Source organism: Rhizobium sp. L1K21, from assembly GCF_024055895.1.
Classification (GTDB): Bacteria; Pseudomonadota; Alphaproteobacteria; order Rhizobiales; family Rhizobiaceae; genus Ensifer_A.
In genome coordinates, this window is the sequence record NZ_JAMXLE010000001.1 from 1,125,805 (window position 1) to 1,151,442 (window position 25,638).

Sequence of the window (25,638 nt, forward strand, 5' to 3'; positions counted from 1 at the left end):
CGTCATGAACGGCAAAGGTATTGTCATGTTGGCTGCGGGTGGAACCGGCGGCCATCTCTTTCCCGCAGAAGCTTTGTGCCACACATTGAAGGCGCGTGGTTACGAGGTTCATCTGGTGACGGATGAACGGGCGGAGCGCTATGCCGGCAAGTTTCCCGCCGATGCAATGCATATTGTTGCTTCCGCCACCATCGGCTCGAAAAGTCCGGTCAAAATTGCCCGCGCCTTGTGGACGCTGGGGCGTGGTATTTTGTCGGCCCGGCGGCTGATGAAGAGGATCAAGCCGGTCGGGGTGATCGGTTTCGGCGGTTATCCAACTGTGCCGCCGCTGATGGCCGCAAGCAATCTTGGGATCCCGACTGCCATTCATGAGCAGAATGCTGTGATGGGGCGGGCAAACCGGATGCTCGCAGGCCGGGTTGACGCTATCGCTGGTGGATTTTTGCCCGAGCGGGAAGGCGAATTTGCTGCCAAGACCGTGACGACCGGAAACCCGGTTCGTCCGGCGGTCATAAAGGCGGCGGAGCAACCGTACGCGGCGGCTCCTGCCGAAGGACCTTTCAATCTCGTCGTTTTCGGTGGAAGCCAGGGCGCGCAGTTCTTTGCATCTGCCATACCATCAGCCATTTGCCTGTTGGACGATGCCGATGCCAAGCGGCTGAATGTCACCCAGCAGGCACGACCGGAAGATCGCGAGGATGTTGAAGCGGCCTATGGGCGGCTTGGGCTGAAAGCCGAGATATCACCTTTCTTCGCCGATATGGCCGAACGCATCGCGGCAGCGCATCTGGTCATTTGCCGCTCAGGTGCGTCCACGGTCTCTGAAATTTCGGTGATTGGCCGACCGGCGCTTTTCGTACCTTATCCTTTTGCGCTTGATCATGATCAGGCTGCCAATGCGGCCATGCTGGTTGCCAAGGGTGGTGGCGAAGTGGTGGAGCAGAAGGCGCTTTCCAACGAGCGGCTTGCGGAGATCCTGCGGGCTGCTCTGCATGAGCCCGAGCGGCTTGCGGCCATGGCGGCGGCGGCCAAAACAGCGGGAAAACCCGATGCCGCCAGCTTGCTTGCAGACCTTGTTGAGGTTATTGCCTCCGGTCAATCCATACAAACATACAAAGGTGCGCGCACATGAAAATGCCGCAGACCATCGGTCTTGTTCACTTCATCGGTATTGGCGGCATTGGCATGAGCGGCATTGCCGAAGTGCTGCACAATCTTGGTTACAAGGTGCAGGGCTCCGACCAGGCCGACAGCGCCAATGTGCAGCGTCTGCGCGAAAAGGGCATTGAGGTTTTTGTTGGCCATAACGCGGATAATCTGGGCGATGCTGAAGTTGTTGTCGTCTCCACGGCCATCAAGAAGAACAATCCCGAACTGATTGCCGCGCGTGAGAAATTCCTGCCGATCGTGCGTCGGGCCGAGATGCTCGCCGAACTCATGCGTTTCCGCAACGCCATTGCGATTGGCGGCACACATGGCAAGACAACGACCACCTCGATGGTTGGTACTTTGCTGGAAGCTGGGGGACTTGATCCAACTGTTATCAATGGCGGTATTATCAATGCCTATGGCACCAACGCGCGCATGGGCGAGGGCGAGTGGATGGTGGTGGAAGCCGATGAATCCGACGGCACCTTCCTGAAACTTCCCGCCGATATTGCCATCGTCACGAATATCGACCCCGAACATCTCGATCATTACGGCAATTTTGACGCTGTGCGCGATGCATTCCGACAGTTCGTGCATAATGTGCCTTTCTATGGTTTTGGCGTGATGTGCCTTGATCATCCTGAAGTGCAGGCGCTTGTCAGCAGGATCGAAGACCGAAAGGTGATCACCTATGGCCAGAACCCGCAGGCAGACGTTCGATTTTCGAACGTGCGTCACGAGGGGGCTGTTTCGGTGTTTGATGTTGAAATACGCCGCCGCCGAACCGGTCAGCGCATTGCGATGAAGGACTTGCGACTGCCGATGCCTGGTCTGCATAACGTTTCGAACGCCACGGCTGCTATCGCTGTGGCGCAGCGCCTTGGCATCTCGACGGATGATATCCGCAAGGGCCTGGCGTCGTTCGGTGGCGTGAAGCGTCGATTTACCTTTGTCGGTGAATGGAACGGCGTGTCGGTTTACGACGATTACGGCCATCATCCGGTCGAAATCAAAGCGGTTTTGAAAGCGGCGCGCGAATCCTGCTCGGGCAAGGTGATCGCGGTTCATCAGCCGCATCGCTATACACGTCTCCACAGCCTCATGAGTGATTTTGCCGCCTGCTTCAACGACGCAGACACGATCATGATTTCACCGGTCTATGCAGCCGGTGAAGACCCCATTGAGGATGCGAACGCGGAAACGCTGGTTTCCCGTATCAAGTCAGGCGGTCACCGTGATGCACGCGTGGTGTCGGGGCCGGATGAGATTGCTGCCAATATTGTGAAAATTGCAGCCCCAGGTGACTTTATTCTCATGCTGGGTGCCGGTAATATTACCAGTTGGGCCGCCGCTTTGCCGGATGAGCTCGCGAAGATTTCGGATAAGGCTTAATGAAAACGGTTGATGGTGAAGGTCTGCTTGCCTCTCTTGGTGAAGGTGTAGAAAACATTCGGGGGCGGTTGACCCCCAATGCGCCGATGGACCGGGTAACTTGGTTTCGCGCAGGTGGACTTGCAGAGCTGATGTTTCAGCCGCATGACGTTGATGATCTTGTAACGTTTCTGGCCCTTGTGCCGGCAGAGGTGCCAATTACCGTCGTTGGTGTTGGTTCCAACCTGCTTGTGCGGGATGGCGGTATTCCGGGTGTGGTCATCCGTCCTTCCGCCAAGGGTTTTGGCGATGTCGAACTCATTGGCGAAAACCGGATTCGTGCCGGTGCGGTCTGCCCAGACAAGAATGTTGCGGCCATGGCGCTGGACCATGGGATCGGCGGTTTTGCGTTTTTCTACGGTATTCCAGGCTCCATCGGCGGTGCTATGCGCATGAATGCGGGTGCTAATGGAACCGAAACGAAGGATCGCCTTATTGAGGTCCATGCGGTCGACCGCAAGGGCGAGAAACACGTCCTCCGCAATTCGGATATGGGATACGGATACCGTCATTCCGAAGCCCCGGAGGGATTGATCTTTACCCATGGCGTCTTTGAAGGTTTCGCTCAGGACAAGGCGGACATCCGTGCGGAAATGGATGCCGTTCGCCAGCATCGAGAGACTGTGCAACCGATTCGGGAAAAGACCGGTGGTTCGACCTTCAAGAATCCCGAGGGTCATTCGGCATGGAAGCTGATTGATGAAGCAGGCGGCCGGGGGCTGATGAACGGTGGTGCGCAGATGTCGCCACTCCATTGCAATTTCATGATCAATACAGGGCAGGCAACCGCGCACGATCTCGAGTATCTCGGTGAAATGGTTCGTTCGCGTGTGCTCGACCACTCAGGCGTTCGGCTTGAGTGGGAAATCAAGCGCATTGGCAAGTTCATGCCAGGGCTGGAGATCAACCCATTTCTCGGGCGCTGAAATACAGTTTTCCCATTTTGTTTGTAGACCTACACTTTTTGAGGTTTTCTGTTGTTCAAAGAGCTATGAATAGAAGAATAGCGCTATTTTATAACGCCTTGAATTTGCACAGGTGTTTTTCTATTCAATATGTGTCGAATATAAGAGACTCGTCATTTGCATTACTAGATCTGGCACAGTCTATTAATGTTTCATTAGCGTTGACTGCAAGATAGTCACCTCGGGTTTCCCTTCGGTTGAGGGAATAGATTGGGTGATTGGAACATGTTTGGAATTAAGAACAGCACGCTAAGCGCCAAGGCGTCAGCGGTCGATGGGCTCAGTGCTCGCGTCATGATTGCTGATGCGAAATTGAACATTCTCTACATGAACGCTTCAGTGCGTGAACTTCTTGAAGATGCGGAGGCTGACCTCAAGAAGGAGCTCCCGAGCTTCAATGTGAAGACGCTGATCGGTAGCAATATTGATATCTTTCACAAGAATCCAAGCTATCAGCGCGGAATGCTGGCAAAGCTTACCACGCAACACAAGGCGACCATTCAGGTTGGAAAGTACAAATTCGACCTGATCGTGAACCCGATTTTCGAAGGTGGCAAGGTCACCGGCTTTGCGGTCGAATGGGCCAATGCTGAAGAACGGCTGCTGAACCTCGACTATCAGCACAAGATGGAAGCCATCTCACGTGTACAGGCGATTATCGAATTCACGCCGGACGGCACGATTGTCGACGCCAATGATAACTTCCTCAAATCAACTGGCTATACACGGGACGAGATTGTCGGCAAGCATCATAGCTTGTTTGTCGATCCCGCTTACGCGAAGACCCGCGACTACGAAGATTTTTGGACCGACCTTCGTTCCGGCGCCTTCCGGGCAGACGAATTTGAGCGTGTCGGCAAAGGCGGCCGAAAAGTCGTCCTCAATGCCTCCTACAATCCTATCCTGGATGAAAAGGGCAAGGTGGCAAAGGTCATCAAGTTCGCCACAGATGTCACCGAGCGCGTGTGGGCAGTGGAGCAGTTGGCGACCGGCCTGCGGGAGCTTGCTGACGGAAACCTGATCCAGGAGATCAAGGAGCGTTTTCCTGAAAACCTTGAACAGCTTCGAGGCGACTTCAACCTGTCAATCCAGCAGCTTCGTGAAGCTCTGAGTTCGGTTTCCGAAAATGCTGCCGCCATTGAATCCGGTGCGTCTGAAATTCGCAACGGGGCCAATGACCTGTCCAAGCGGACAGAGCAGCAGGCTGCTTCTGTGGAAGAAACGGCAGCGGCTGTGGAAGAGATCACAGCGACGGTCAAGGATTCAGCCCGCCGTGCCGAAGAAGCAGGCACCCTGGTTGAGCGCACCCGCAAGAACGCCGAACGTTCTGGCGAGATTGTCCATCAGGCCGTGTCGGCCATGGGTGCGATTGAAGAATCCTCCAGGCAGATTTCAAATATTATCGGCGTTATCGACGACATCGCCTTCCAGACCAACCTGTTGGCGCTAAATGCCGGTGTCGAGGCCGCGCGCGCCGGAGAGGCGGGTAAGGGCTTTGCGGTTGTGGCGCAAGAAGTTCGTGAACTGGCGCAGCGCTCAGCCAATGCGGCCAAGGAAATCAAGGATCTGATTTCCCATTCCGGTGAACAGGTCAAAGGCGGCGTTGCGCTCGTCGACCAGACCGGTGATGCCCTCAGGGAGATCGTCGAGCAGGTTCAGGAGGTCAGCGCCAATGTGGAAGCCATCGTCAAGGCTTCGCGTGAGCAGTCGACTGGCTTGAGTGAGGTCAATGCGGCGGTCAACAGCATGGATCAGGGTACGCAACAGAATGCGGCGCTTGTTGAGCAATCAACGGCTGCGAGCAATGCTCTGGCCGATGAGGTCGCCGCCTTGAACCAGCTTCTCTCGCGGTTCAAAACCGGTGCCACACATTCTGCCGGGCGGGTCAGGGTTGCTTCGCCTTCCGCCGATGTGTCGCGTGCGTCGCCGGCAAAGAAGATGATGGCGAAGGTTGCAAACGCATTTGGCAGCAGTGCGGCGGCGGCTTCAGACGATTGGCAGGAATTCTGATCAAAGCAATCATACGACTTGAGAGGCCGTTCGTTTGGGCGGCCTTTTTTGTTCGGCGGCTGTGGCTCAGGGTTTCTTTGCCGTTTCTGCAGTCATGGTTAATTCTGCTAGTGACAAGCCATGCGAAAATATTGCGTCAGAACGTTGATTTTAAAGCGTTAAATCCGATTTCTGCCGGTGTGTCTGTTTTGTATTCGATAAAATTTTGGGTGAAAGGTTAATAAAAGTAAACGCTTCATTAACTATTCCCGGTCCAATTTCAGTGTGTGCGTACGAAGCACGCGCCTCTACCGGAAGCCGCAGCTGAAAGCCATGAACAGGAGGGCTTGAGCGGTCGCTGGTATCAGTTCCGGGCAAGCTCGACGTGTCAGAATTTTCGAGAGTTTGGAGTTGTCAATGAAAGCAAAACACGTCGCTGTTCTTATGGGTGGGTTCTCCTCCGAACGCCCGGTCAGCCTTGCCTCGGGCAAGCCATGCGCGGATGCGCTGGAAGCCGAGGGCTATCAGGTGACCCGTGTGGATGTCGGCCGTGACGTGGCGCAGGTTCTGGCTGATTTGAAGCCGGACGTGGCCTTCAACGCCTTGCATGGTCCGTTTGGCGAAGATGGAAAGATTCAGGGCATTCTCGAATATCTGCAGATTCCCTACACGCATTCCGGCGTTCTGGCCTCTGCTCTTGCGATGGACAAGCAGCAGGCGAAAGCCGTTGCCAAAGCGGCGGGTGTTCCCGTCGCTGAAGCAAAGGTGATGAACCGTTTTGCCATAGGCAACGATCATCCGATGAAGCCGCCTTATGTGATCAAGCCGGTGGACGAGGGGTCGAGCTTTGGCGTTGTTCTGGTGAAGGAGGATCAGCCGGCGCCGCCGCAGATCGTTGGTTCGTCCGAGTGGGTTTACGGCGATCGGGTGATGGTTGAGCGCTTCATTCACGGGCGCGAGCTGACCTGCGCCGTGATGGGCGATGTCGCGCTTGGTGTGACTGAGGTCATCCCGCAAGGTCACGTATTTTACGACTATGATTCAAAATACGTCGAAGGCGGTTCAAAACACGTTTTGCCAGCGGAAATTTCACCAAATATTTACCATAAAATACAACAATTGGCCCTTAAGGCGCATCAAGCGATTGGGTGCCGTGGCGTGAGTCGGTCGGACTTTCGCTACGACGACCGTTTTTCCGAAAACGGTGAGATTGTCTGGCTCGAGGTGAACACTCAGCCCGGAATGACTCCAACCTCCTTGGTGCCTGAAATGGCTGCTCATGCAGGCCATACGTTTGGTGAGTTTGTGACCTGGATGGTGGAGGATGCCTCGTGTTTGCGTTGAAGGGCAATCGTAACAACGGTGCGGGAGAGGGCGGCTTTGCCGGCTCCGCCGGGCGCGTTGTGCTGCCCTGGCCGATGCGTCGGGCCGTCCGTGCGTTGGCGGCGCTTGCCAGTGGACGTGTCACGCTTCCTCGCTATTGCGGCACCGTTGCACTTGTCTCTTTTTTTGCCGCGACTGGCGTCTATGGCATGGTGCTTGGCGGTCATACTGCGAACACGGCAGAGGCGGTGACGTCTGCTGCGGGCTTTGGTTTGAACAATGTCAAGGTTTCGGGGAATCTCCAGACGTCTGAAATTGACATTCTGCAGCAGCTTGGCCTGAGTGGTTCATCTTCCACGCTCGGTTTGAGTGTAAGTGAAGCGCGTAGCCGCCTTCTCGGTCTTCCCTGGGTTCGCGACGCGGAAGTGCGCAAGGTTTATCCCGATACAATCGAGGTGAAGCTCGATGAGCGCACGGCATTCGCCATCTGGCAGCATGGCAGCGATCTTTCGCTGATCGAGGAAAATGGCAGCGTGATTGCGCCGCTGCATGACAGCAAGTTTTCGGTTTTGCCGCTCTTCGTTGGTCAGGATGCGGAAACGGATGCCGCGGAATTCGAGCGGCAGATTTCCAACTGGCCTGAGATCAAGTCGCGGGTGAAGGCCTTTATTCGGGTTTCCAGCCGTCGTTGGGACCTGAAGCTGGACAATGGCGTGCTGATCAAGCTGCCGGAAGACAATCTGGCGCGTGCCATGCATGTGCTTTCGACCCTGGAAGACGATCAGCAGCTTCTCGAGCGTGACATTGCCGCAGTTGATTTACGCCTGGAAGATCGCACCACCATTGAGTTGACCCCGGACGCTGCCGAGCGGCGCACGAAGGCCGTGGCTGAGCGGGCCAAAATGCTGAAGAATGCGGAGCGGAACATATGAGTATTTTCGGCTCCTCCCATTTCGGTCTGCCGCGGCTGAAGCCTCTCTCTTCAAAACGTTCTCAGGTTGTTTCGATTCTCGATATCGGCTCGACCAAGGTCGTGTGCATGATCGGACGTTTGACGCCGCGCGCCGAAAGCGAAATTCTCCCCGGCCGCACGCACAATATCGAGATCATCGGTATCGGCCATCACAGGTCACGCGGCGTCAAAGGCGGCGTGATCACGGATCTGGATGCTGCCGAAAGCGTGGTGCGCCTGGCCGTCGATACGGCTGAGCGCATGGCCGGGCTGACAATTGACAGCATGATCGTGAATGTTTCCTGCGGGCGGATCGGCAGCGACATTTACACGGCTACGATCGATCTTGGCGGCCAGGAAGTGGCTGAAGCCGATATCAACAAGGTTCTGATTGCAGCGTCTGAGCGCTCCATGATGCAGGATCGCGCGATCCTGCATTCGCTGCCGACGAGCTTCACACTGGACGGCGAAAAGGGCGTTCAGGACCCGATTTCCATGTTCGGCGAGATCTTGGGCGTGGACATGCATGTGGTCACGGCAGAGCGCCCGGCGCTGAAGAACCTGGAGCTTGCCATCAACCGCGCCCATCTTTCAGTCGAGGGCATGGTGGCAACGCCTTATGCGTCCGGTCTTGCTGTTCTGGTGGATGACGAAGCAGAGCTTGGGTGCGCTGCGATCGATATGGGCGGTGGAACGACCTCTATTTCGGTCTTTGCCGAAGGCAAGCTGGTTCACACCGATTCGATCGCACTTGGCGGACACCACATCACGACTGACCTGGCACGTGGACTTTCGACCCGCATCGAGGATGCCGAACGGCTGAAAGCGCTGCATGGGTCTGCCATGCCGGTATCTGATGATGACCGTGAGATGGTTTCTGTGCCCGGTATGGGTGCGGACGAGCATTCGCAGCCGGCACAGGTGCCGCGTGCGCTTTTGAACCGCATCGTTCGTGCACGCGCCGAAGAGACGCTGGAAATGATCCGCGACCGCATTCAGCGCTCCGGCTTCTCGCCGGTTGTTGGAAAACGAGTGGTGCTGACGGGTGGGGCAAGCCAGTTGACCGGCATGCAGGAAACGGCCCGCCGCATTCTTGCCCGCAATGTTCGGGTAGGGCGGCCTTTGGGTGTGTCGGGACTTTCGGCGGCTGCCAAGAGCCCGGCATTTGCCGCAGCGGTGGGATTGTTGATCTATCCGCAGGTGGCGGAATTGGAAACACATGCCTCACAGGGCGGGCTGTTGACGGCATTTGCAGGAAATTCAAGCCGGATGGCCCGTGTTGGCCAATGGCTGAAAGAGAGTTTTTGAGCGTCGCCAACGAACGATTGGGGCGCTCATAAGAGACAACAGAATTGGCCGGGTGGCGAAGCGGCCTGAACCAGGAAGGAACGAGTAAAATGACGATCAACTTGCAGAAGCCGGATATTACTGAGCTGAAGCCGCGCATCACCGTTTTCGGTGTCGGTGGCGGTGGCGGCAACGCTGTCAACAACATGATCACAGCCGGCTTGCAGGGTGTGGATTTCGTTGTTGCCAACACAGACGCCCAGGCGCTGACCATGACCAAGGCCGAGCGCATCATCCAGATGGGCGTGCAGGTCACCGAAGGTCTCGGCGCCGGTTCGCAGCCGGAAGTTGGCCGTGCAGCCGCTGAAGAGTGCCTTGACGAGATTATTGATCATCTGAACGGAACGCATATGTGCTTCGTGACGGCTGGCATGGGCGGTGGCACCGGCACGGGTGCAGCTCCCGTCGTTGCTCAGGCTGCTCGCAACAAGGGTATACTGACCGTCGGTGTCGTTACCAAGCCGTTCCACTTCGAAGGTCAGCGCCGCATGCGCCTTGCAGAGCAGGGTATTGAAGAACTGCAGAAATCCGTGGACACGCTGATCGTCATCCCCAACCAGAACCTCTTCCGCATCGCCAATGACAAGACCACCTTCGCCGACGCCTTTGCCATGGCTGACCAGGTTCTTTATTCCGGTGTTGCCTGCATCACCGACCTGATGGTCAAGGAAGGTCTGATCAACCTCGACTTCGCCGACGTTCGCTCCGTGATGCGCGAGATGGGTCGTGCCATGATGGGGACGGGCGAGGCTTCCGGCGAGGGCCGTGCAATGGCTGCTGCTGAAGCTGCAATTGCCAACCCGCTGCTCGACGAGACCTCCATGAAGGGCGCACAGGGCCTGTTGATCTCCATCACCGGTGGCCGCGACCTGACGCTGTTCGAAGTCGACGAAGCGGCAACCCGTATTCGCGAAGAAGTCGATCCGGATGCCAACATCATTCTCGGCGCGACCTTCGACGAAGAACTCGAAGGCATCATCCGCGTCTCCGTTGTTGCAACGGGCATCGACAAGGAACTCAATGGAGAGTTTGCCAGTCCAGCACCCAGCAGACCGGTAACGACCCGCCCTGTTTCCATCTCAACCAGCGCGCCTTCCACATCCGCGCCGGCAGCACCTGCTGCTTCACCGGCTGTTGCACCTTCGATGGCCGCACCTGTTGCCGCGCCGAAGATGGCTGCACCCGCAGCGCCTGCTGCTGCACCGGTTGCCAAGGCTGCCGATCCGGTCGCTGAAACCATCCGTACGGCTGAGGCAGAGTTGGAAAAGGAATTGGAAATCTCGCTCTCTCGACCGGCTGCTCCTGCAGAGGACGCCGTGACGGAGACATTCCGTCCGCAGAGCAAGATCTTTTCTGCTCCCGAACCCAAGATGGTACGCCCTGCAGCCGCTCCGGCGGCACCTATGGCTGCCCCGCGCGCAGAAGCACCCGCACCGCAGGCGCAGGCAAAGGTTCGCGAAGACATGGATGCTTCCATCAGCCTTGATCCGGAGCCCGTTCGCATGCCGCGTGTGGAAGATTTCCCGCCGGTTGTTCGTGCGGAAATCGAAAGCCGGGCGGCTGATCTTCATGGCGCCAATGACGAGCGTGGCCCCATGGGCCTTCTGAAGCGTCTGACCACCTCGCTTGGCCGCAAGGACGAAGAAGAGGCTGCCGCTTCCGACATGACCGGCTCCGCACCGCAGTCGCCGTCCACCCAGCGCCGTGCACTGTCGCCGGAAGCAAGCCTTTATGCGCCGCGCCGCGGCCAGCTTGACGACCATGGCCGTCAGCCGGTTTCGGTACGCTCCGCACAGGTTGAAGACGAGCTTGAAATCCCGGCCTTCCTGCGCCGCCAGACAAGCTAAATTTCAACGTTACAAAACGTGTGAGGATGCCCCGGAGAAATCCGGGGCATCTTTTTGTTTTTAAAGAATAAAGTGACTTGTAATAAAGATGAGCGATTCCGTTACAAAGCGTAAGAAACAGTGATTTGGATTGTGGGGGCGGGGCTTATATCTTGCAATCAATCGATTCAGCATCGGGCGGACAGGCCACGGATATCATATCGGATGCTGATGATTTCCAAGAACCCGGCTCGCCGGGTTCACATGTTGGCGGGGACGCTGACGAAATGTTTACAGCGTGCGGCCTGCTTGTTGCGGGTCAAAGCGTTTTAAATGAGATTGCAGGCGGATTTATGACTGTTGATTTTCTTGGGTTTCAGAACACGATTGCCAGACCTTTCACCTTGCATGGTGTTGGTGTGCATAGCGGCAGCGATGTGAGTGTAACCCTTTATCCGGCGGAAGCGGGCAGTGGCGTGGTTTTTCGCCGCGTTTATGAAGACGGTTCTCATACGGAGATGAAGGCTGCTGTTTCCGAAGTCGGTGGTACGGATCACTGCACGATGCTCGGCTTTTCTCCCGACACCTCCATTGCGATGATCGAGCATTTGATGGCTGCGCTTTATGCGCTTGCTATCGACAATGTTCTCGTTGAGGTAACAGGTGAGGAAGTGCCGGTTCTGGACGGCAGTTCGGCAGTCTATATTGATGAAATCGAAGCTGTTGGCATCCGTTCGCTCGGCGTCAAGCGCCGTTACATCCGTGTGAAACAGCGCGTGCGTGTTTCCGAAGGTGATTCCTGGGCGGAATTCCTACCCTATGATGGAACCCGCTTTGAGGTGGATGTCGATTACAAGACCCCGCTCATTGGACATCAGCACTGGGAAGGCAATCTCACCCCTTCGGTTTTCAAGCGTGAACTGTCGCGGGCCCGTACATTCGGTTTCATGGCGGATGTGGAGCGGCTCTGGGCTGCCGGTCTGGCGCTCGGTTCGTCACTGGAAAATTCCGTGGTCATTTCCGTCGATCACAAGGTCATCAATGTGGAAGGGCTGCGTTATCCCGGTGACGAATTTGTTCGCCACAAGGCACTCGACGCCGTTGGCGATCTGGCGCTTGCCGGCTCACAGTTTATCGGTTGCTTCCGCTCCTATCGCGGTGGGCATCGGATGAATGCGATGGCTCTGAAAGCGCTTTTGAACAACCGTTCTGCCTATGAAGTCGTGGAAGCGCCGGCTGCCAGCCCGAAGGTTGCCCCGCGTGAATTCATTGCGGTCAACGCGCCCGAATTTGCTCCCTGGATGGCCTGAGCGGCAACCCGGGGAGGTTTTTCCGCCTCAATTCTTCTTTATGTGCCATAAATTTGCGCCATTACGGCTCCATGGCGTTGCTCTCTGACATGGTTTAGAGATAGAAACGCCAACCGATCAGGTGCCGCAAAGGGCCTGAAGAACTGGAAAAGTTTATGGAATCAGCGCGGATGTTTGTCATGGGTAACGGAGTTCGGTCTATCTGCGTCGCGATTGTACTGGGCCTTATGGGGCTGACGCTGGCGGCGTGTAACTCTGATCCTGATCTCGATATCACCAAGCTCGGGTTGGATACGGATCCGCCGGACACGCTTTATAATCAGGGTCTTGCCAATTTGAATGCAGGAAAGCTCGGGGAGGCGGACGCCAAGTTTCAGGCGATCGACAAATACCACCCGTTTTCCGAATATTCGCGCAAGGGCCTGGTGATGAGCGCGTTCGTTCGTTACCGGATGGGACGTTATGACGATGCCATCAGTGCTTCGAAGCGGTATATGTCGCTTTATCCGCAGGCTGAAGACGCTGACTATGCGCTCTATCTGCAGGGACTTTCCTATTACAAGAAAATCCCCGATGTGACGCAGGATCAGGCCTATTCAGGCGAGACGATCCGGGCGATGTCCGAGCTTATCAAGGATTACCCCGATTCCGAGTATGTGCCGGATGCACGCGAGAAGATGCGTGCTGCGCGTGACCAGCTGGCCGGAAAGGAAATGCAGGTCGGGCGCTATTATCAGGAGCGCAAGGAATATCTGGCTGCCATTGCCCGTTACCGCAATGTGGTTGAGCATTATCAGCAGACAAACCAGATCGAAGAGGCTTTGGCCCGGCTGGTTGAATCTTACTATGCTCTCGGCCTCAACTCGGAGGCGCAGACGGCTGCGGCGGTTCTCGGTGCCAACTATCCCGACAGCCAGTGGTATGCTGATTCTTATAAGCTTCTGCAGAGCGGCGGTCTGGAGCCGCGTGAAAATCGCGGTTCGTGGATATCACGCGTGGCCAAGCAGTTGGTTCTTGGCGAAAAAACGCCCTGATTTTGAAATCGAACACTATTTGACCGTTGAAAATACACCCGGAATCTCCAAGTTCCGGGTGTAAGCCGTCTTCGGGCATGTTAAAGCAGGAATCATCTGCGTGCGGGCCGGGCTTGGAGGCGTTGGTGGTTCGCGCGGCAGTTTGTTGAACTCGTCATCTTGGTAGAACACTCATGCTCGCCCAGTTGTCGATCCGCGATATCGTTCTGATCGAGCGGCTTGACCTTGAATTCAGTCCAGGCCTTGCGGTGCTCACCGGTGAAACCGGTGCCGGCAAATCCATTCTGCTGGACAGCTTGTCGCTGGCGCTCGGCGGACGCGGCGATGGCGGTCTTGTGCGGCATGGGCAGGACAAGGGGCAGGTGACGGCGGTTTTCGATTTGCCGATGAACCATCCCGCGCGTGAACAGCTGCGGGAAAACGGCATTGACGACGATGGCGACCTCATTCTGCGCCGCGTGCAATCTGCCGATGGGCGCACCAAGGCTTATGTGAATGACCAGCCGGTGAGCGTGCAGATGATGCGCGCGCTCGGCAATCTGCTTGTGGAAATTCATGGGCAGCATGATGATCGCGCGCTTGTCGATCAGCATGCACACAGAATGCTGCTCGATGCATTTGCCGGCTTGACGGGCGAGGCAGAGGCTGTCTCCGCCGACTGGCGCGGCTGGAAGGATGCCGAACGAAAGCTCAAGGCGCATCGCGAAAAGGTTGAAGCGGCAGCACGCGAGGCTGATTTCCTGCGCTCGTCCGTGGAAGAACTTGAAATTCTCTCTCCCAGGGACGGCGAGGAAGAGGAACTCGCGGAGCGGCGCGTGACGATGCAGAAGGCCGAGCGGATTGCGGGTGATATTTCCGAAGCCTCCGATTATCTGAACGGCCAGAATTCGCCGGTTCCGGAGCTTGCCTCGCTGATGCGCCGGCTGGAGCGCAAGAGTGCCGAGGCACCGGGTCTTCTGGAGACGGTTGTCGAGCTGATTGATGGTGCCTTGAACCAGCTTTCCGACGCCCAGATGGAGGTTGAGGCTGCCCTTCGGCGTACCGAGTTCGACCCCCGCGAACTGGAGCAGACGGAAGAGCGGCTCTTTGCTTTGCGGGCGGCGTCTCGCAAATACAATGTCCCCGTTTCGGGCCTGCCGGCGCTGGCCGAGCGCATGATATCGGATCTTGCCGACCTTGATGCCGGGGAGGAGAAACTCGGCCTTCTGGAAAAGCAGGCCGAGGCTGCCAGGAAGACCTATTTTGACGCCGCGCGCGCGCTGTCTGAAAAGCGGCACAACGCGGCGGAAGCACTTTCGGATGCCGTGATGGCGGAATTGCCGGCGCTGAAGCTCGAGCGGGCGCGCTTCTTCGTCCATATTGAAAGCGACGAGGCCGGGGCTGCGGCAAGCGGGCTGGATGCGGTGGAATTTCACGTTCAGACCAACCCCGGAACGCGGCCGGGTTCCATCATGAAAGTGGCATCCGGTGGTGAGCTTTCGCGCTTCCTGTTGGCCCTGAAAGTGGCGTTGGCGGATCGCGGTTCGGCACCGACACTGGTGTTCGACGAGATCGATACAGGGGTGGGTGGGGCTGTGGCCGATGCGATCGGTCAGCGCTTGAAGCGCCTTTCGGAGACTGTGCAGGTTCTCTCCGTCACCCATGCGCCGCAGGTGGCTGCCCGTGCTTCCACCCATTTCCTGATTTCCAAGGGCCCGAGCGCCGACGACGACGGCAAAATTGCCACGCAGGTGACCACCATGAATGATGGTGACCGCCGCGAGGAGATTGCCCGGATGCTGGCCGGTGCGAAAGTGACCGAAGAGGCCAGGGCGGCGGCTGCCAGCCTGCTTGGCGGTTGAAAATCGCATTCTCGCATTGCCGGGGCTGCGATTGCGGTCTAAAAATCTGGTCTCATCTCATCGGATTAAGCCATGCCTGTTAGCAATACGCCCGTTTCAGAAATGACGCCTGAAGGCGCCGCTGGCGAACTCGAGTTTCTCGCAAAGGAGCTTGCCCGCCACGATGCGCTCTATCACGGCAAGGATGCACCGCAGATCTCCGATGCGGACTATGATGCATTAAAGCGCCGCAACGAAGAGATAGAGGCCGCTTTTCCCGACCTCGTGCGTGACGATAGCCCGTCAAAAAAGGTGGGTTCGGCACCGGCGGCAGGCTTTACGCAAATCACCCATGCGCGTCCCATGCTGTCGCTGGACAACGTGTTTTCCGATGAGGATGTGACGGACTTTGTGGCGAGCGTTTACCGCTTTCTCGGGCAGCTTCCGGATCAGTCGATTGCCTTTACCGCCGAGCCGAAAATCGACGGGCTTTCCATGTCGATCCGTTACGAAGGCGGCAAGATGGTGAGTGCGGCGACCCGCGGCGATGGCGCCGTTGGTGAAAATGTCACGGCCAATATCCGCACAATCGGCGAGGTGCCGCAGGTGCTGCCGGACGATGCGCCGGAAGTGGTCGAAGTGCGCGGCGAAGTCTATATGTCCAAGAGCGATTTTCTGGCGCTCAATGCGCAGATGGAAGCTGAGGGCAAGCAGACCTATGTGAACCCGCGCAATACGGCGGCGGGCTCGCTGCGGCAGCTCGATGCAAAGGTGACGGCCAGCCGCAAACTGCGCTTCTTTGCCTATGCCTGGGGCGAAACATCTGAGCCGATTGCAAAGACGCAATTTGAGGCCGTTAAGCGGCTGGAGACGTGGGGCTTTCCCGTTAACCCGCTCATGAAGCGATTCAATTCAGCCGACCAACTGATTGAGCATTATCGGCAAATCGGGCTTGAGCGTGCGGAGCTCGATTACGATATCGATGGCGTCGTCTACAAGGTCGACAGGCTGGACCTGCAGGAACGCTTAGGCTTCCGCTCGCGCAGTCCGCGCTGGGCAACGGCACATAAATTTCCCGCCGAACAGGCGGTCACCATATTGCACGGGATTGATATCCAGGTGGGCCGCACCGGCGCGCTGACCCCGGTTGCGCGGCTCGAGCCGATCACAGTTGGCGGCGTTGTCGTGACCAACGCGACGCTGCACAATGAAGACTATATCAAGGGGATCGGCAATTCCGGTGAACCGATCCGCGAGGGACGCGATATCCGTATCGGCGACACTGTGATTGTGCAGCGGGCAGGCGATGTGATCCCGCAGATTGTTGATGTCGTTCTGGAAAAGCGGGCGGATGATTCCAAGCCTTACGAATTTCCGAAAACCTGCCCGGTTTGCGGCAGCCATGCGGTGCGAGAAGATGGAGAGGCTGTTCGACGTTGCACTGGTGGGCTGATTTGTTCTGCCCAGCAAATTGAGAGGTTACGTCATTTTGTTTCAAGAGATGCCTTTGACATCGAGGGGTTCGGTGAAACCTACGTCGAGCTGTTTTTTAATGCCGGATTGTTGAAATCTCCTGCTGATATATTTCGTCTTCACCTCCGCCCCGAAGAGGTAAAGGCGGTTTTGGCGGAGTATCGCGAGCGGCTGCAAAGAGAAAGAGAGGAAAGAACCGGCAAAGCCAGAAAAAAAGTCACCGATGCCGACTCACGCTCATTTGAAGGCGTTGAGAAGCTATTTTATGCAATTGAGCAGAGGCGGAACATCGATTTTTATAGGTTTCTTTTCGCTCTAGGGATACGTAACATTGGCGAAGTCACCGCACGTACGTTGGCCAAACAGTACAAAGATCCCGCTAGCTTGATCAATGCAGTCAAAAATGCTGCAGCCGGTCGAGCTGGCAAAGCTTGGAACCTTGTCGCTTCTGTCGATGGAATTGGGGAGGTGGCGCTTGAAAAGCTTATGGCGTCGGTTGGGCCTGATGCCCCGGTAGGCTCCTCGCTCTCTGTTACCTCTTGGTTCTCGTCCCTAAATTTGAATAAGCGGCAAAAGAACTCGATGCTCGAAGCATTTGGGGACATCAGCTCCGTCCTTAGTGCTGTAAAGTGTGCATACAATGATGCGCCGAACAGTTTCTATATCGAGTTGGCTAAAACAAAAGATGTGGGGCCAGTCGCGACTGATTCCTTAATCGACTTCATAAGTGAAGACCATAATCGTGAGGCCTTGAATGATCTCCTGTCGGAGGTGGTAGTTATTGTCGCCCAAGCACAGGAAGAAAGCGGTATTTTTGCCGGGAAAACCCTTGTCTTTACTGGCAATTTGGAAAAAATGACGCGTAGTGAAGCGAAGGCTACTGCGGACAGGCTAGGCGCAAAAGTCTCCGGTTCGGTTTCAGCCAAGACTGACTTTGTAGTGGCAGGACCAGGTGCAGGTTCTAAATTGAAGGATGCGCAAAAGCACAAAGTCAGAATTCTGACCGAGGAGGAGTGGATGGAGATCGTTTCTTCGGTTATCAACTAATGGGCCGTAAACTCTCTATTTTAGAGGTGGCTAACCCAGTGGTCCTCCGACACTATAGAGATTGGAATTCCCCTGTCCCGGTATTCACAGGCAGCGAGTATTTTGTTTCCGAAAGATGAATGCCTCCATGAATCTGTCGCGTATGTTCCAATGACCAAGACGTTTGTTGAACGTGTAATATTTCTGCATACACCGCCGCCGCGAATCAGAATCGCATTTTCACAGTCTTTGCGTTGGCCAAAATTGAACGTGCCGGTGAAGCAATAGGTATGGCCTTGAAATTGCAGCGCTGGTGCGGGAATGCATAAAGGTAGTGTGGTTGCCTTTAAAGTTTCGCCAAGTTCAAAATCGCCATTTGATAGATTATTCAATGTCTCGAGTATTTCGATTTTTTCGTTTTCATCGAGCAAGCCATCGACAAGGACTTCACGGACCCTCTTGTATAATTGGCGGATGATTGGTTGATCGCTTAAAGCGCTGTTGGCGGCTAGCCATTTTTCGAGAAATTCGACCTCTCTTTGATTTATTACACCGTCGGCAACTAGACCTCGCGCCAAGCCAATAAGTTCATCGATTTGGCGACTTTCTATCCGTTGCGTCGCAAACTTGAGATATTTGCTGTCTTCGGTCATTGGCTTACCTATGTTGAGCTACCATTATTCCCGATAGGGTCGGTTCAATCTTTGGATGTTCTCATGTTGTTTGTTCTCGGCAAAGTGTTTTTATAGGGGTTGATATTTCGCGTGCTTCTGAGAAAAATATGATAGCAATGCAGCACCTCTAAGTCTAATGGAGGTTTTTGTGCGAAAACAACTAGATAAATGGTAGTATAGTACATTGAAAGCAATTGCTATCGACTTTGAAACCGCGAGTGAGGAGCGGGGGAGTGCCTGCTCCATCGGGCTCGCCTTCATCGAAAACGGTGAGGTCATTCGTGTTGAAGAGCGGTTGATCCGGCCGAAATCCATGCGCTTTTCGCCGATGAATATATCCATCCATGGTATTCGGCCTGAACATGTGGAGCATGCGCCGGAATTTCCCGAGATTCTCGACGAGTTTATCGATGATTTCCGCGGCGGGCTTTTGCTGGCGCACAATGCCGCATTCGATATGAGTGTCTTGCGCGGTGCCTGTGATACCTATCGCATGAGCTATCCCGAGCTTGGCTATCTGTGCACGGTGAAAATGTCGCAGAAAGTCTGGCCGCATCTGATATCGCACAAGCTGAATGTGCTGGCTGAACATATGCAATTGCGCTTCGTGCATCACAATGCGAAAGAAGACGCCATCGTTTGCGGGCTTGCGGCAATTTCGATGGCGCGTGAAATCGGGGCTCTTTCCTTTGCAGATGTTCCACCAAAGATCGGCATGCGGGTCGGGCGTCTGACCAAGCGGGGTTACGAGCCCTGTTCGATTGCGCGCTTTTGAACGGCATACGTTGTTCCCGCGGTAACAATGCGGCCTCGATCCGTATGCCATAAGACCTGTGCCGGTGGGCGGTGCTGACTTCAAAAGGGGCGCGGCGGATCGGCGACGCGGCCGGTTCTTGGCGGGGTATCGTCCCACTCCTGTCATGTCCGGTCGCGTTTTGAACTGCGCTGACGATCAATTCGTTCAAGACGCGATCGATCCGATGAGATTATTGTTGCTTCAAAGAAATTGAATTGTGCATTGCGGTGAGGCCGTTCTATTGAACATTCATGAGTGGACGAATGAGTGAATTCTGGCGCGGCGCGCGCCATTCGGTACCGATTGTGCTTTCAACGGCGCCTTTTGGCGCGCTGTTTGGCGCTATTGCAGTCGATAATGGTTTGACTGTGGGCGAAGCGACGCTGATGAGCATGAGCGTTTTCGCCGGCGCCAGCCAGATCGTGGGTATGGACCTATTCGGCAAGCACGTTCCGGGCTGGCTGATCGTCCTGTCGATTTTTGCAGTCAATTTTCGCCACGTGCTCTATTCTGCAGCTCTTGTTCGCTATGTGAGCCATTTCAGTGCGTTGCAGAGATATGTCTCCTTCTTCTTCATGACCGATCCGCAATTTGCGGAAACCGCTCGGGAAAGCCGTTCCAACCCGCCAGTCAGTTTCTGGTGGTATATGGGGATGGCTTTGACCATCTATATTCTTTGGGCGCTTTTCAGCTTCGTTGGCGCTTATCTCGGCGGCCTCATCGGCGATCCCAAGGCCATTGCACTCGACGTTCTGCTGCCGGTCTATTTCCTCGGTCTCGTTATGGGGTTTCGCAAGCAGCATGGCTGGCTGCCGATTGTCATTGCCAGCGCGGTGGGTTCCATGGTTGGCATGTATCTCTTCGGTTCGCCCTGGCATGTCACCTCCGGCGCACTTGTCGGTGTCGTGGTGGGCGCGCTTCTGCCACCTAAAAATCATGTCAAGCCTGTTGATCCGGCTGACCTGGCGGGCGAGGAGGTATGATGGAGCTTTTCCGCACCGATATCATCCTCATTATCCTGGCTGCCGGTGTGGCAACCTACCTGACCCGCATTGGCGGTTATCTGGTTCTGGCGCGGTTCAAGAATATTCCGCCGCGTGTGGAAGCGGCCCTGGATGCCGTGCCCGCAGCGGTCCTGACCTCCATCGTCGCCCCGGCTGCCATGACCGGCGGGTGGGAAGTGTCGGTGGTCATCCTGGCTGCCTTCGTGCTCGGTTTCAAGCTTTCCGGTTTGCGGCTGCTTTTCTTCGGCTGGGCGCTCGCCATGGTCTTGCGGCACGCGCCATTCTAATCAAATGATGCCGTTGCGCTTTCGAGCCAGGCTCTGATCTCCGGCGCATCGATAAAGGGCAGGAGATTTTCACGCGTTTGTGCGTGGTAGCTGTCCAGCCATTGCAATTCCTCGCGTGTGAGCAACTCCGTCATTACCAGACGGCGATCAATGGGGCACCAGGTCAGCGTTTCAAACCCGTGCATGGCAGTTTCGCCGCCTTCGATGGCTTCGGCCTCTGTCACCACGATCAGATTTTCAATGCGGATGCCGAAGGCACCGGGTCGATAATAGCCGGGCTCATTGGAGAGGATCATACCCGGATGCAGGATCTGCATCGCAGCCCTTGATATGCGCTGGGGGCCTTCGTGGACGGAGAGATAGGAACCCACGCCGTGGCCGGTTCCGTGGCCATAATCCGCACCGGCTTTCCACAGCGCAATGCGGGCGAGGGGATCGAGATCGACGCCGCGCGTGCCGACTGGAAAACGGGCCATGGAAATCGCGATCATGCCTTTCAGCACCAGTGTGAAGAAACGGCGCTCGTCTTCGCCCACTGCACCGATTGCTACCGTTCGGGTAATGTCGGTCGTGCCGTTCTGATATTGCCCGCCGGAATCAACAAGGTAGAGGCTGCCCGGTTCAAGCTTGCGGTTGGTGGCGGTGGTTACCCGGTAGTGGATGATTGCCCCGTTGCTGCCCGCGCCAGAAATCGTGTCGAAGGATATGTCCTTGAGCGGATTTTGGGCGCGCTCACCGACCGACTTGCGGCAGGCTTCCAGCTTTTGTGCGGCTTCAATCTCCGTAATGGTCGTGGGTGCCTGTTGATCCAGCCAATAGAGAAACTCGACCATCGCGGCCCCGTCCTGCAGATGCGCGCGGCGCGAACCTTCCTGTTCGGCCTTGGTCTTGATGGCGCGGGGCAGGGCGCAGGGGTCGTTGCCTTCCTTCAGTTTGCCACCGTTCTTCTCGATTTCTTCAACCAGCGCGTAGGGCGTGATGGCCGGATCGATCAGAATGGCTGCGCCGTTTTTCGCAAGGTTCTGCAGCGTCTCTTCGAGCGCTGAGGGCGGCAGGAGCGTTGCAATCTGGGTGAGGTATGCTTCTTCCTCTATGCCGAGTTTTGCCCTGTCGATGAAGAGTTCGGCGCTGCCATCGACGTTGACGATGGCGCGGGCCAGCGGATGAGGCGTGTGCGGCACATCGCTGCCGCGAATGTTGAATGCCCAGGCAACAGAGGAGGGATCGCAGATCAGCACGGCATCGAGCTTTTTCTCATGCAGATCGGCTGCGAGTTTGGCCAGCTTCTTTGTGGCCAGTTCACCGGCGAGATCGCTGGGCTGGATGGAGATGGCACCATTTGGAGGTGCCGGGCGGTCGTGCCAGATAAGATCAATCGGATTGTCCTTCAGGAGGATGACTTCGCCGCCTTTCTCTTCCAGAGCTTTCGAAAGTTTGCGGATTTCATCGGGCGTGTGCAGCCACGGATCAAGCCCCAGCCGGAAACCGCTCCGCGCATTGTCCTCCAGCCATTTGGCGGGGGGCTGATTTATCAGGTCACCCGCGGAGAAAATGGCGGGGTCGGTCTGTGCTGCAACCTGTGTCGTATAGCGTCCGTCAACAAAGACGATCGCCTGATCCTGGCAGATCAGCGCCACGCCCGCGGAACCGGTAAAGCCGGTGATCCAGGCCAGCCGTTCTGATGATGCCGGCACATATTCGCCCTGAAACTCATCGGCGCGTGGCACGAGAAGGCCATCAATGCCGAGGTCAGGCATGACCGCACGCAGGACTTTGATCCGCGGCGCAGCATTTTCAGGGGAGGCGGTCACATCATAGGACTGGAACATGGGCTTCTCTGCTGATCGAATATGTGTGATTCCTGTTTTAATGCGCTTAGGCCAACAGGCAAGCGCTGCCTGCAGAAATCCGATTCGCGATTTTTATCAGCCGGTCAATTATGCAAATGCTGCATAGCACATATGTTCAATGGGCGCTTTCGCACTGCAGCATATGTACCTATATTCAAATCAACACAACGGAACAGCGAATTTTAACCGAAAGGAATGAAGAGATGTCTCTCCTCGGTAACGCAATGAAGAACATTATCGCAGCTCGCGAACGTCAGGCACAGCGCTATGTAGCGCGCGTGATGCAGGAAATGGGCCAGGAAGACGCCCGCGTCATGGGCCGCACCCGCTCCGACATTCTCGGCGGCCGTTAATATATAAGAATTCGTTTCCGGAATTCTCGCGCCCTTCTCCTCCTCCCATGGGCCTTGGATTTCGGGTTCGGAGCATCTGCCTATCCTCCTCCTCCCGATGGCAGATGCGATCAGCCAAGCTGATCCAAGGGCGACGCTACCTCCTCCCAGCGTCGCCCTTAATTTTTTTCTCAAATCGAAATAAATTTGATGACAGTTCCGAGGCTCAGCCCTGCAGAACGATCGTTACCCAGCCGTTGCGCCAGATCGTTTTCACGTGTGCGAGTTTCTGCCCGTTATATGCTGACAGAACCTTCCAGCGCTGGCTTGCCAGGATGCCGGAGAGAATCACGGTTCCGCCGGGCGCGAGGTTCTGCACCAGCGCCGGTGCGAGCTTCATCAGCGGTTTTGCAAGGATGTTGGCGATAATGAGGTCAAAGGGGCCGTGTTGGGCAAATGAGCGGTGGTGAAAGCCGGGGGCTGCCGCGAAGGTGATTCCTGAAACAACGTGGTTTTTTCTGGCGTTTTCGCGGGCTACGCGGACGGCAACCGGGTCGATATCTGTTGCCAGAACCGGTATGCGCGCGACCTTGTGTGCGGCAATGGCCAGCACGCCGCTGCCGGTTCCGAGATCCAGTGCATTGCGTACCGTGCGCTTGCGCAATGTCAGGTCGATCATTTCCAGGCAGCCTGCGGTCGTGCCGTGGTGTCCGGTACCGAATGCCTGACCGGCATCGATTTCGATGGCGATATCGCCTGTCTTGCGCTCGTCTCTATCATGCGAGCCGTGGACGAGAAAACGCCCGGCGCGCACCGGCTTCAGGCCTTCAAGCGATTTGGCGACCCAGTCTATATCCGGCAGCTCTTCGCGCTCGATTTTCAGATCGGGGAAATCCGCATCGACAATTGCCTGAAAGGTGGCTCTGGCGGCCTCTTCGTCGGCCCGGGTGGTGTAGACCGAGGCTTCCCAGATATCCCGGTCCTCATCAATTTCCTGCGTGGCGATAGCATATTCGCTGTCCTCGAATGCAATCGTCAGGTGGTCGAGGATGGTTTCGCAGAGCCTTTCGCCGGCTTGCACATAGAGGCGGATTTCACTCAAAAACTTGCTCCCCATATGAGCGGGCGTCACGGGTTTTCGCGCCGCCCTTCAATATGAACAGCTCAGGCTCTACTATCCCTTGATCAGGTTTTCCAGCTTTTTCACCGCAACATCGGGGTCTTCGCCATAGGCAATCGTGCCCTTGAAACGGCCGCCGCGATTCAAAAGAAAGACCGAGGCCGTGTGGTCCATCGTGTAATCGCCATTCGGATCATTCTCGTCGATCGGCACCTTCTTGGCATAGATGCGGAAGCCTTTCACCATCTCCATGACCTTGTCTGGTTCGCCGGAAATGCCGGTGATGCGGTTTGAAACATTGGCAATGTACTGACCGAGAATTTCGGGTGTGTCGCGCTCGGGATCGACGGTCACAAAGAAGGCTTTCATCTTGGTGCCATCCGGGTCCACTTTCTTCAGCCAGCCGTCCAGCTCGAAAAGCGTCGTCGGGCAGACGTCCGGGCAGTGGGTGTAGCCGAAGAATAGGGCTGTCGGTTGTTCCTGCAAAGCGGCCTGCGTGATCTCCTGACCCGACTGATCCGTCAGCGCGAAGGGCACGCCGAAAGGCGCCTCGTCCAGCGATTCGCGGTTCTTGGTGAATTCGATTGTCAGCCATCCGGCCAACAGAGCCATCACAAATACGGCTCCCCAGATGATCAAGTTGCGGCTTTTCATGGATTTTCTTCTTTCTGCGAGCAGTTGCCCCAGTGTTGGGGCGTCTTTTTAGGGCTTCATTAATGTATTCGGCGCAATTTATAGCGAACAATGCGGCAAATCGCATCAACCGCGATCTGCTTTCAACACGTGGACGGGAAGTTCTGAAGATGACAGTGGCCAGCAGTCAGGGCGCATATCTTGAAATCGTCTCCTTTCATCTTGGTGATCAGGAGTTTTGTATCGATATCATGGCGATCCGCGAAATTCGCGGTTGGGCACCGGTGACGCCGATGCCGCATACGCCGGATTATGTTCTTGGCCTTATCAACCTGCGCGGTGCCGTGATCCCGGTTATCGACATGGCCTGCCGCCTTGGCATGAGCATGACCGAACCGTCCGAGCGTTCCGCCATTATCGTTACCGACATCAACGGCAAGCTTGTCGGTCTGCTGGTCGAGCAGGTTTCCGACATGATGACCATCAAATCCGAAGAGCTGCAGCCGCCGCCGGAAATTATTCCTGAAGAGCAGCGCGGGTTCTGCCGCGGCATCGTCGCGCTCGACAAGAACATGGTCTGCTTCCTCAATCTCGATACGGTCATTGCAGACGAGCTGGCCCAAGCCGCCTAATTCTTGGCCGCTCAATTTTCGAGACAGACAATTTCAAAACCCGTCTGCTGCAGGGCCGGCGGGTTTTTTCGTATGTGACGGTCGCGCGTCTTCTATTTTGGTGCGCCGTTTTTCCAGGTCACATCCTGATTGTAGAGCGGCACGGTGGAAATGGCCATCTTCGCCGATCCGTCGACAATCTCGCGGGAGTGGACAACGTAGATGAGCGTATTGTTCGGCTTGTCATAGACGCGGTTGACTACCAGCTTTTTCCAGATGAGCGAAAGTCCGGACTTGAAGACCTCTTCCCCGCCTTCGCCAAGGTCAATGTCGCCAATGGTAATCGGTCCTGTCTGGCGGCAGGCGATGGAACTGTTCGAGGGATCTTCAAACCAGTTGCCGTTTTTCAAACGGTCAATCACCGAGCGATCAAAATAGGTGATGTGGCAGGTAACGCCGTCCACTTCCGGATCCGCCACAGCATCGACCATGATATCGTTACCGATCCAGTCGACGCCGATCTTGCCGACGGTTTCAGCACCTGCCACGCCGGCAGAAAGCGACAGGGTGAGGGCGGCGAGCCCAACAAGCAGATTTTTCATTTGGACCTCATATGCGTTTTTACTGAGATAGGAGAGGCACGGAAATAAACAAGCCGCTCTCTATAGATATAAAAAACGCGATCT

General features: G+C 56.2%; 22 protein-coding genes. 17 read left to right on the forward strand and 5 right to left on the reverse strand.

Annotated elements, in window-relative coordinates; all coding sequences use genetic code 11:
- Positions 1-4 precede the first annotated feature (4 nt).
- The 12 genes from murG (at position 5) to ligA (ending at position 17,666) form a co-directional block, all read left to right on the forward strand.
- Entirely contained in the window at positions 5-1,132 is a 1,128-nt protein-coding gene (gene murG, locus NHF56_RS05345) for an undecaprenyldiphospho-muramoylpentapeptide beta-N-acetylglucosaminyltransferase (protein ID WP_252802254.1), read from the forward strand.
- Positions 1,129-2,541 carry a UDP-N-acetylmuramate--L-alanine ligase gene (murC, locus tag NHF56_RS05350; protein WP_252802256.1) on the forward strand — a complete coding sequence of 471 codons (1,413 nt, stop codon included), beginning with the start codon at positions 1,129-1,131 and terminating at the stop codon, positions 2,539-2,541. Before murG ends, murC begins: the two co-directional genes overlap by 4 nt.
- Entirely contained in the window at positions 2,541-3,506 is a 966-nt protein-coding gene (murB, locus tag NHF56_RS05355) for a UDP-N-acetylmuramate dehydrogenase (protein ID WP_252802258.1), read from the forward strand. The genes murC and murB overlap by 1 nt, the downstream gene beginning before the upstream one ends.
- A gap of 264 nt (positions 3,507-3,770) precedes the next feature.
- Positions 3,771-5,555 (forward strand): methyl-accepting chemotaxis protein, encoded by a 1,785-nt coding sequence (locus NHF56_RS05360; protein ID WP_252802259.1) that lies wholly within the window; start codon positions 3,771-3,773, stop codon positions 5,553-5,555.
- A gap of 396 nt (positions 5,556-5,951) precedes the next feature.
- Positions 5,952-6,878, forward strand: a complete 927-nt coding sequence (locus NHF56_RS05365; protein ID WP_252802261.1) for a D-alanine--D-alanine ligase — start codon at positions 5,952-5,954, stop codon at positions 6,876-6,878.
- Positions 6,866-7,789 carry a cell division protein FtsQ/DivIB gene (locus tag NHF56_RS05370; RefSeq protein WP_373456251.1) on the forward strand — a complete coding sequence of 308 codons (924 nt, stop codon included), beginning with the start codon at positions 6,866-6,868 and terminating at the stop codon, positions 7,787-7,789. The genes NHF56_RS05365 and NHF56_RS05370 overlap by 13 nt, the downstream gene beginning before the upstream one ends.
- A complete protein-coding gene (ftsA, locus tag NHF56_RS05375; RefSeq protein WP_252802263.1) occupies positions 7,786-9,117 on the forward strand; it encodes a cell division protein FtsA in 1,332 nt (443 codons plus the stop codon). Before NHF56_RS05370 ends, ftsA begins: the two co-directional genes overlap by 4 nt.
- An 89-nt stretch (positions 9,118-9,206) precedes the next feature.
- Complete coding sequence (gene ftsZ / locus NHF56_RS05380) at positions 9,207-11,003, forward strand: cell division protein FtsZ (RefSeq protein WP_252802265.1); 1,797 nt, start codon at positions 9,207-9,209, stop codon at positions 11,001-11,003.
- A gap of 332 nt (positions 11,004-11,335) precedes the next feature.
- Positions 11,336-12,292, forward strand: coding sequence for a UDP-3-O-acyl-N-acetylglucosamine deacetylase (lpxC, locus tag NHF56_RS05385; RefSeq protein ID WP_252802267.1), 957 nt, complete (start codon positions 11,336-11,338; stop codon positions 12,290-12,292).
- A gap of 155 nt (positions 12,293-12,447) precedes the next feature.
- Positions 12,448-13,326 (forward strand): outer membrane protein assembly factor BamD, encoded by an 879-nt coding sequence (locus tag NHF56_RS05390; protein WP_373456252.1) that lies wholly within the window; start codon positions 12,448-12,450, stop codon positions 13,324-13,326.
- Between the two features lie 173 nt (positions 13,327-13,499).
- Complete coding sequence (gene recN / locus NHF56_RS05395; protein ID WP_252802271.1) at positions 13,500-15,167, forward strand: DNA repair protein RecN; 1,668 nt, start codon at positions 13,500-13,502, stop codon at positions 15,165-15,167.
- A 72-nt stretch (positions 15,168-15,239) separates the two neighbouring features.
- Positions 15,240-17,666, forward strand: a complete 2,427-nt coding sequence (ligA, locus tag NHF56_RS05400) for an NAD-dependent DNA ligase LigA (protein WP_252802273.1) — start codon at positions 15,240-15,242, stop codon at positions 17,664-17,666.
- 20 nt (positions 17,667-17,686) lie between these two features.
- On the opposite strand, the gene NHF56_RS05405 is transcribed toward ligA, so the two are convergent.
- Positions 17,687-18,298 carry a BRCT domain-containing protein gene (locus tag NHF56_RS05405; RefSeq protein ID WP_252802276.1) on the reverse strand — a complete coding sequence of 204 codons (612 nt, stop codon included), beginning with the start codon at positions 18,296-18,298 and terminating at the stop codon, positions 17,687-17,689.
- Between the two features lie 205 nt (positions 18,299-18,503).
- Between NHF56_RS05405 and NHF56_RS05410 the strand changes: the two genes are divergently transcribed.
- The 3 genes from NHF56_RS05410 (at position 18,504) to NHF56_RS05420 (ending at position 20,406) form a co-directional block, all read left to right on the forward strand.
- Positions 18,504-19,094, forward strand: a complete 591-nt coding sequence (locus tag NHF56_RS05410) for a 3'-5' exonuclease (RefSeq protein WP_252802278.1) — start codon at positions 18,504-18,506, stop codon at positions 19,092-19,094.
- A 284-nt stretch (positions 19,095-19,378) separates the two neighbouring features.
- Positions 19,379-20,098, forward strand: a complete 720-nt coding sequence (locus NHF56_RS05415) for an AzlC family ABC transporter permease (RefSeq protein WP_252802280.1) — start codon at positions 19,379-19,381, stop codon at positions 20,096-20,098.
- Positions 20,098-20,406 carry an AzlD family protein gene (locus NHF56_RS05420; protein ID WP_252804858.1) on the forward strand — a complete coding sequence of 103 codons (309 nt, stop codon included), beginning with the start codon at positions 20,098-20,100 and terminating at the stop codon, positions 20,404-20,406. Before NHF56_RS05415 ends, NHF56_RS05420 begins: the two co-directional genes overlap by 1 nt.
- Here the strand turns inward: NHF56_RS05420 and NHF56_RS05425 are convergent.
- Positions 20,403-22,235 (reverse strand): aminopeptidase P family protein, encoded by a 1,833-nt coding sequence (locus tag NHF56_RS05425; protein WP_252802282.1) that lies wholly within the window; start codon positions 22,233-22,235, stop codon positions 20,403-20,405. The two genes, NHF56_RS05420 and NHF56_RS05425, sit on opposite strands and share 4 nt — an antisense overlap.
- 224 nt (positions 22,236-22,459) lie before the next feature.
- On the opposite strand from NHF56_RS05425, the gene NHF56_RS05430 reads away from it, so the two are divergent.
- Positions 22,460-22,609, forward strand: coding sequence for a hypothetical protein (locus NHF56_RS05430; protein ID WP_252802284.1), 150 nt, complete (start codon positions 22,460-22,462; stop codon positions 22,607-22,609).
- 205 nt (positions 22,610-22,814) lie between these two features.
- On the opposite strand, the gene NHF56_RS05435 is transcribed toward NHF56_RS05430, so the two are convergent.
- Positions 22,815-23,690 carry a 50S ribosomal protein L11 methyltransferase gene (locus tag NHF56_RS05435; RefSeq protein WP_252802285.1) on the reverse strand — a complete coding sequence of 292 codons (876 nt, stop codon included), beginning with the start codon at positions 23,688-23,690 and terminating at the stop codon, positions 22,815-22,817.
- Between the two features lie 72 nt (positions 23,691-23,762).
- A complete protein-coding gene (locus NHF56_RS05440) occupies positions 23,763-24,362 on the reverse strand; it encodes an SCO family protein (protein ID WP_252802286.1) in 600 nt (199 codons plus the stop codon).
- Positions 24,363-24,511: 149 nt separating this feature from the next.
- Here NHF56_RS05440 and NHF56_RS05445 point away from each other — a divergent pair, with 149 nt between their 5' ends.
- A complete protein-coding gene (locus NHF56_RS05445; protein ID WP_252802287.1) occupies positions 24,512-24,973 on the forward strand; it encodes a chemotaxis protein CheW in 462 nt (153 codons plus the stop codon).
- A 92-nt stretch (positions 24,974-25,065) separates the two neighbouring features.
- Here NHF56_RS05445 and NHF56_RS05450 read toward each other — a convergent pair whose 3' ends face one another.
- Positions 25,066-25,554, reverse strand: a complete 489-nt coding sequence (locus tag NHF56_RS05450; protein WP_252802288.1) for a CreA family protein — start codon at positions 25,552-25,554, stop codon at positions 25,066-25,068.
- Positions 25,555-25,638: the final 84 nt, after the last annotated feature.

Coding starts and splice junctions, on each gene's coding strand:
- lpxC (WP_252802267.1), top strand. CDS start 11,336: ATGACTGTTGATTTTCTTGGGTTTCAGAACACGATTGCCAGACCTTTC.
- NHF56_RS05425 (WP_252802282.1), bottom strand. CDS start 22,235: ATGTTCCAGTCCTATGATGTGACCGCCTCCCCTGAAAATGCTGCGCCG.
- ftsA (WP_252802263.1), top strand. CDS start 7,786: ATGAGTATTTTCGGCTCCTCCCATTTCGGTCTGCCGCGGCTGAAGCCT.
- NHF56_RS05430 (WP_252802284.1), top strand. CDS start 22,460: ATGTCTCTCCTCGGTAACGCAATGAAGAACATTATCGCAGCTCGCGAA.
- NHF56_RS05420 (WP_252804858.1), top strand. CDS start 20,098: ATGGAGCTTTTCCGCACCGATATCATCCTCATTATCCTGGCTGCCGGT.
- murG (WP_252802254.1), top strand. CDS start 5: ATGAACGGCAAAGGTATTGTCATGTTGGCTGCGGGTGGAACCGGCGGC.
- ligA (WP_252802273.1), top strand. CDS start 15,240: ATGCCTGTTAGCAATACGCCCGTTTCAGAAATGACGCCTGAAGGCGCC.
- NHF56_RS05405 (WP_252802276.1), bottom strand. CDS start 18,298: ATGACCGAAGACAGCAAATATCTCAAGTTTGCGACGCAACGGATAGAA.
- NHF56_RS05440 (WP_252802286.1), bottom strand. CDS start 24,362: ATGAAAAGCCGCAACTTGATCATCTGGGGAGCCGTATTTGTGATGGCT.
- ftsZ (WP_252802265.1), top strand. CDS start 9,207: ATGACGATCAACTTGCAGAAGCCGGATATTACTGAGCTGAAGCCGCGC.
- NHF56_RS05415 (WP_252802280.1), top strand. CDS start 19,379: ATGAGTGAATTCTGGCGCGGCGCGCGCCATTCGGTACCGATTGTGCTT.
- recN (WP_252802271.1), top strand. CDS start 13,500: ATGCTCGCCCAGTTGTCGATCCGCGATATCGTTCTGATCGAGCGGCTT.
- NHF56_RS05445 (WP_252802287.1), top strand. CDS start 24,512: ATGACAGTGGCCAGCAGTCAGGGCGCATATCTTGAAATCGTCTCCTTT.
- NHF56_RS05390 (WP_373456252.1), top strand. CDS start 12,448: ATGGAATCAGCGCGGATGTTTGTCATGGGTAACGGAGTTCGGTCTATC.
- murC (WP_252802256.1), top strand. CDS start 1,129: ATGAAAATGCCGCAGACCATCGGTCTTGTTCACTTCATCGGTATTGGC.
- NHF56_RS05450 (WP_252802288.1), bottom strand. CDS start 25,554: ATGAAAAATCTGCTTGTTGGGCTCGCCGCCCTCACCCTGTCGCTTTCT.
- NHF56_RS05360 (WP_252802259.1), top strand. CDS start 3,771: ATGTTTGGAATTAAGAACAGCACGCTAAGCGCCAAGGCGTCAGCGGTC.
- NHF56_RS05365 (WP_252802261.1), top strand. CDS start 5,952: ATGAAAGCAAAACACGTCGCTGTTCTTATGGGTGGGTTCTCCTCCGAA.
- murB (WP_252802258.1), top strand. CDS start 2,541: ATGAAAACGGTTGATGGTGAAGGTCTGCTTGCCTCTCTTGGTGAAGGT.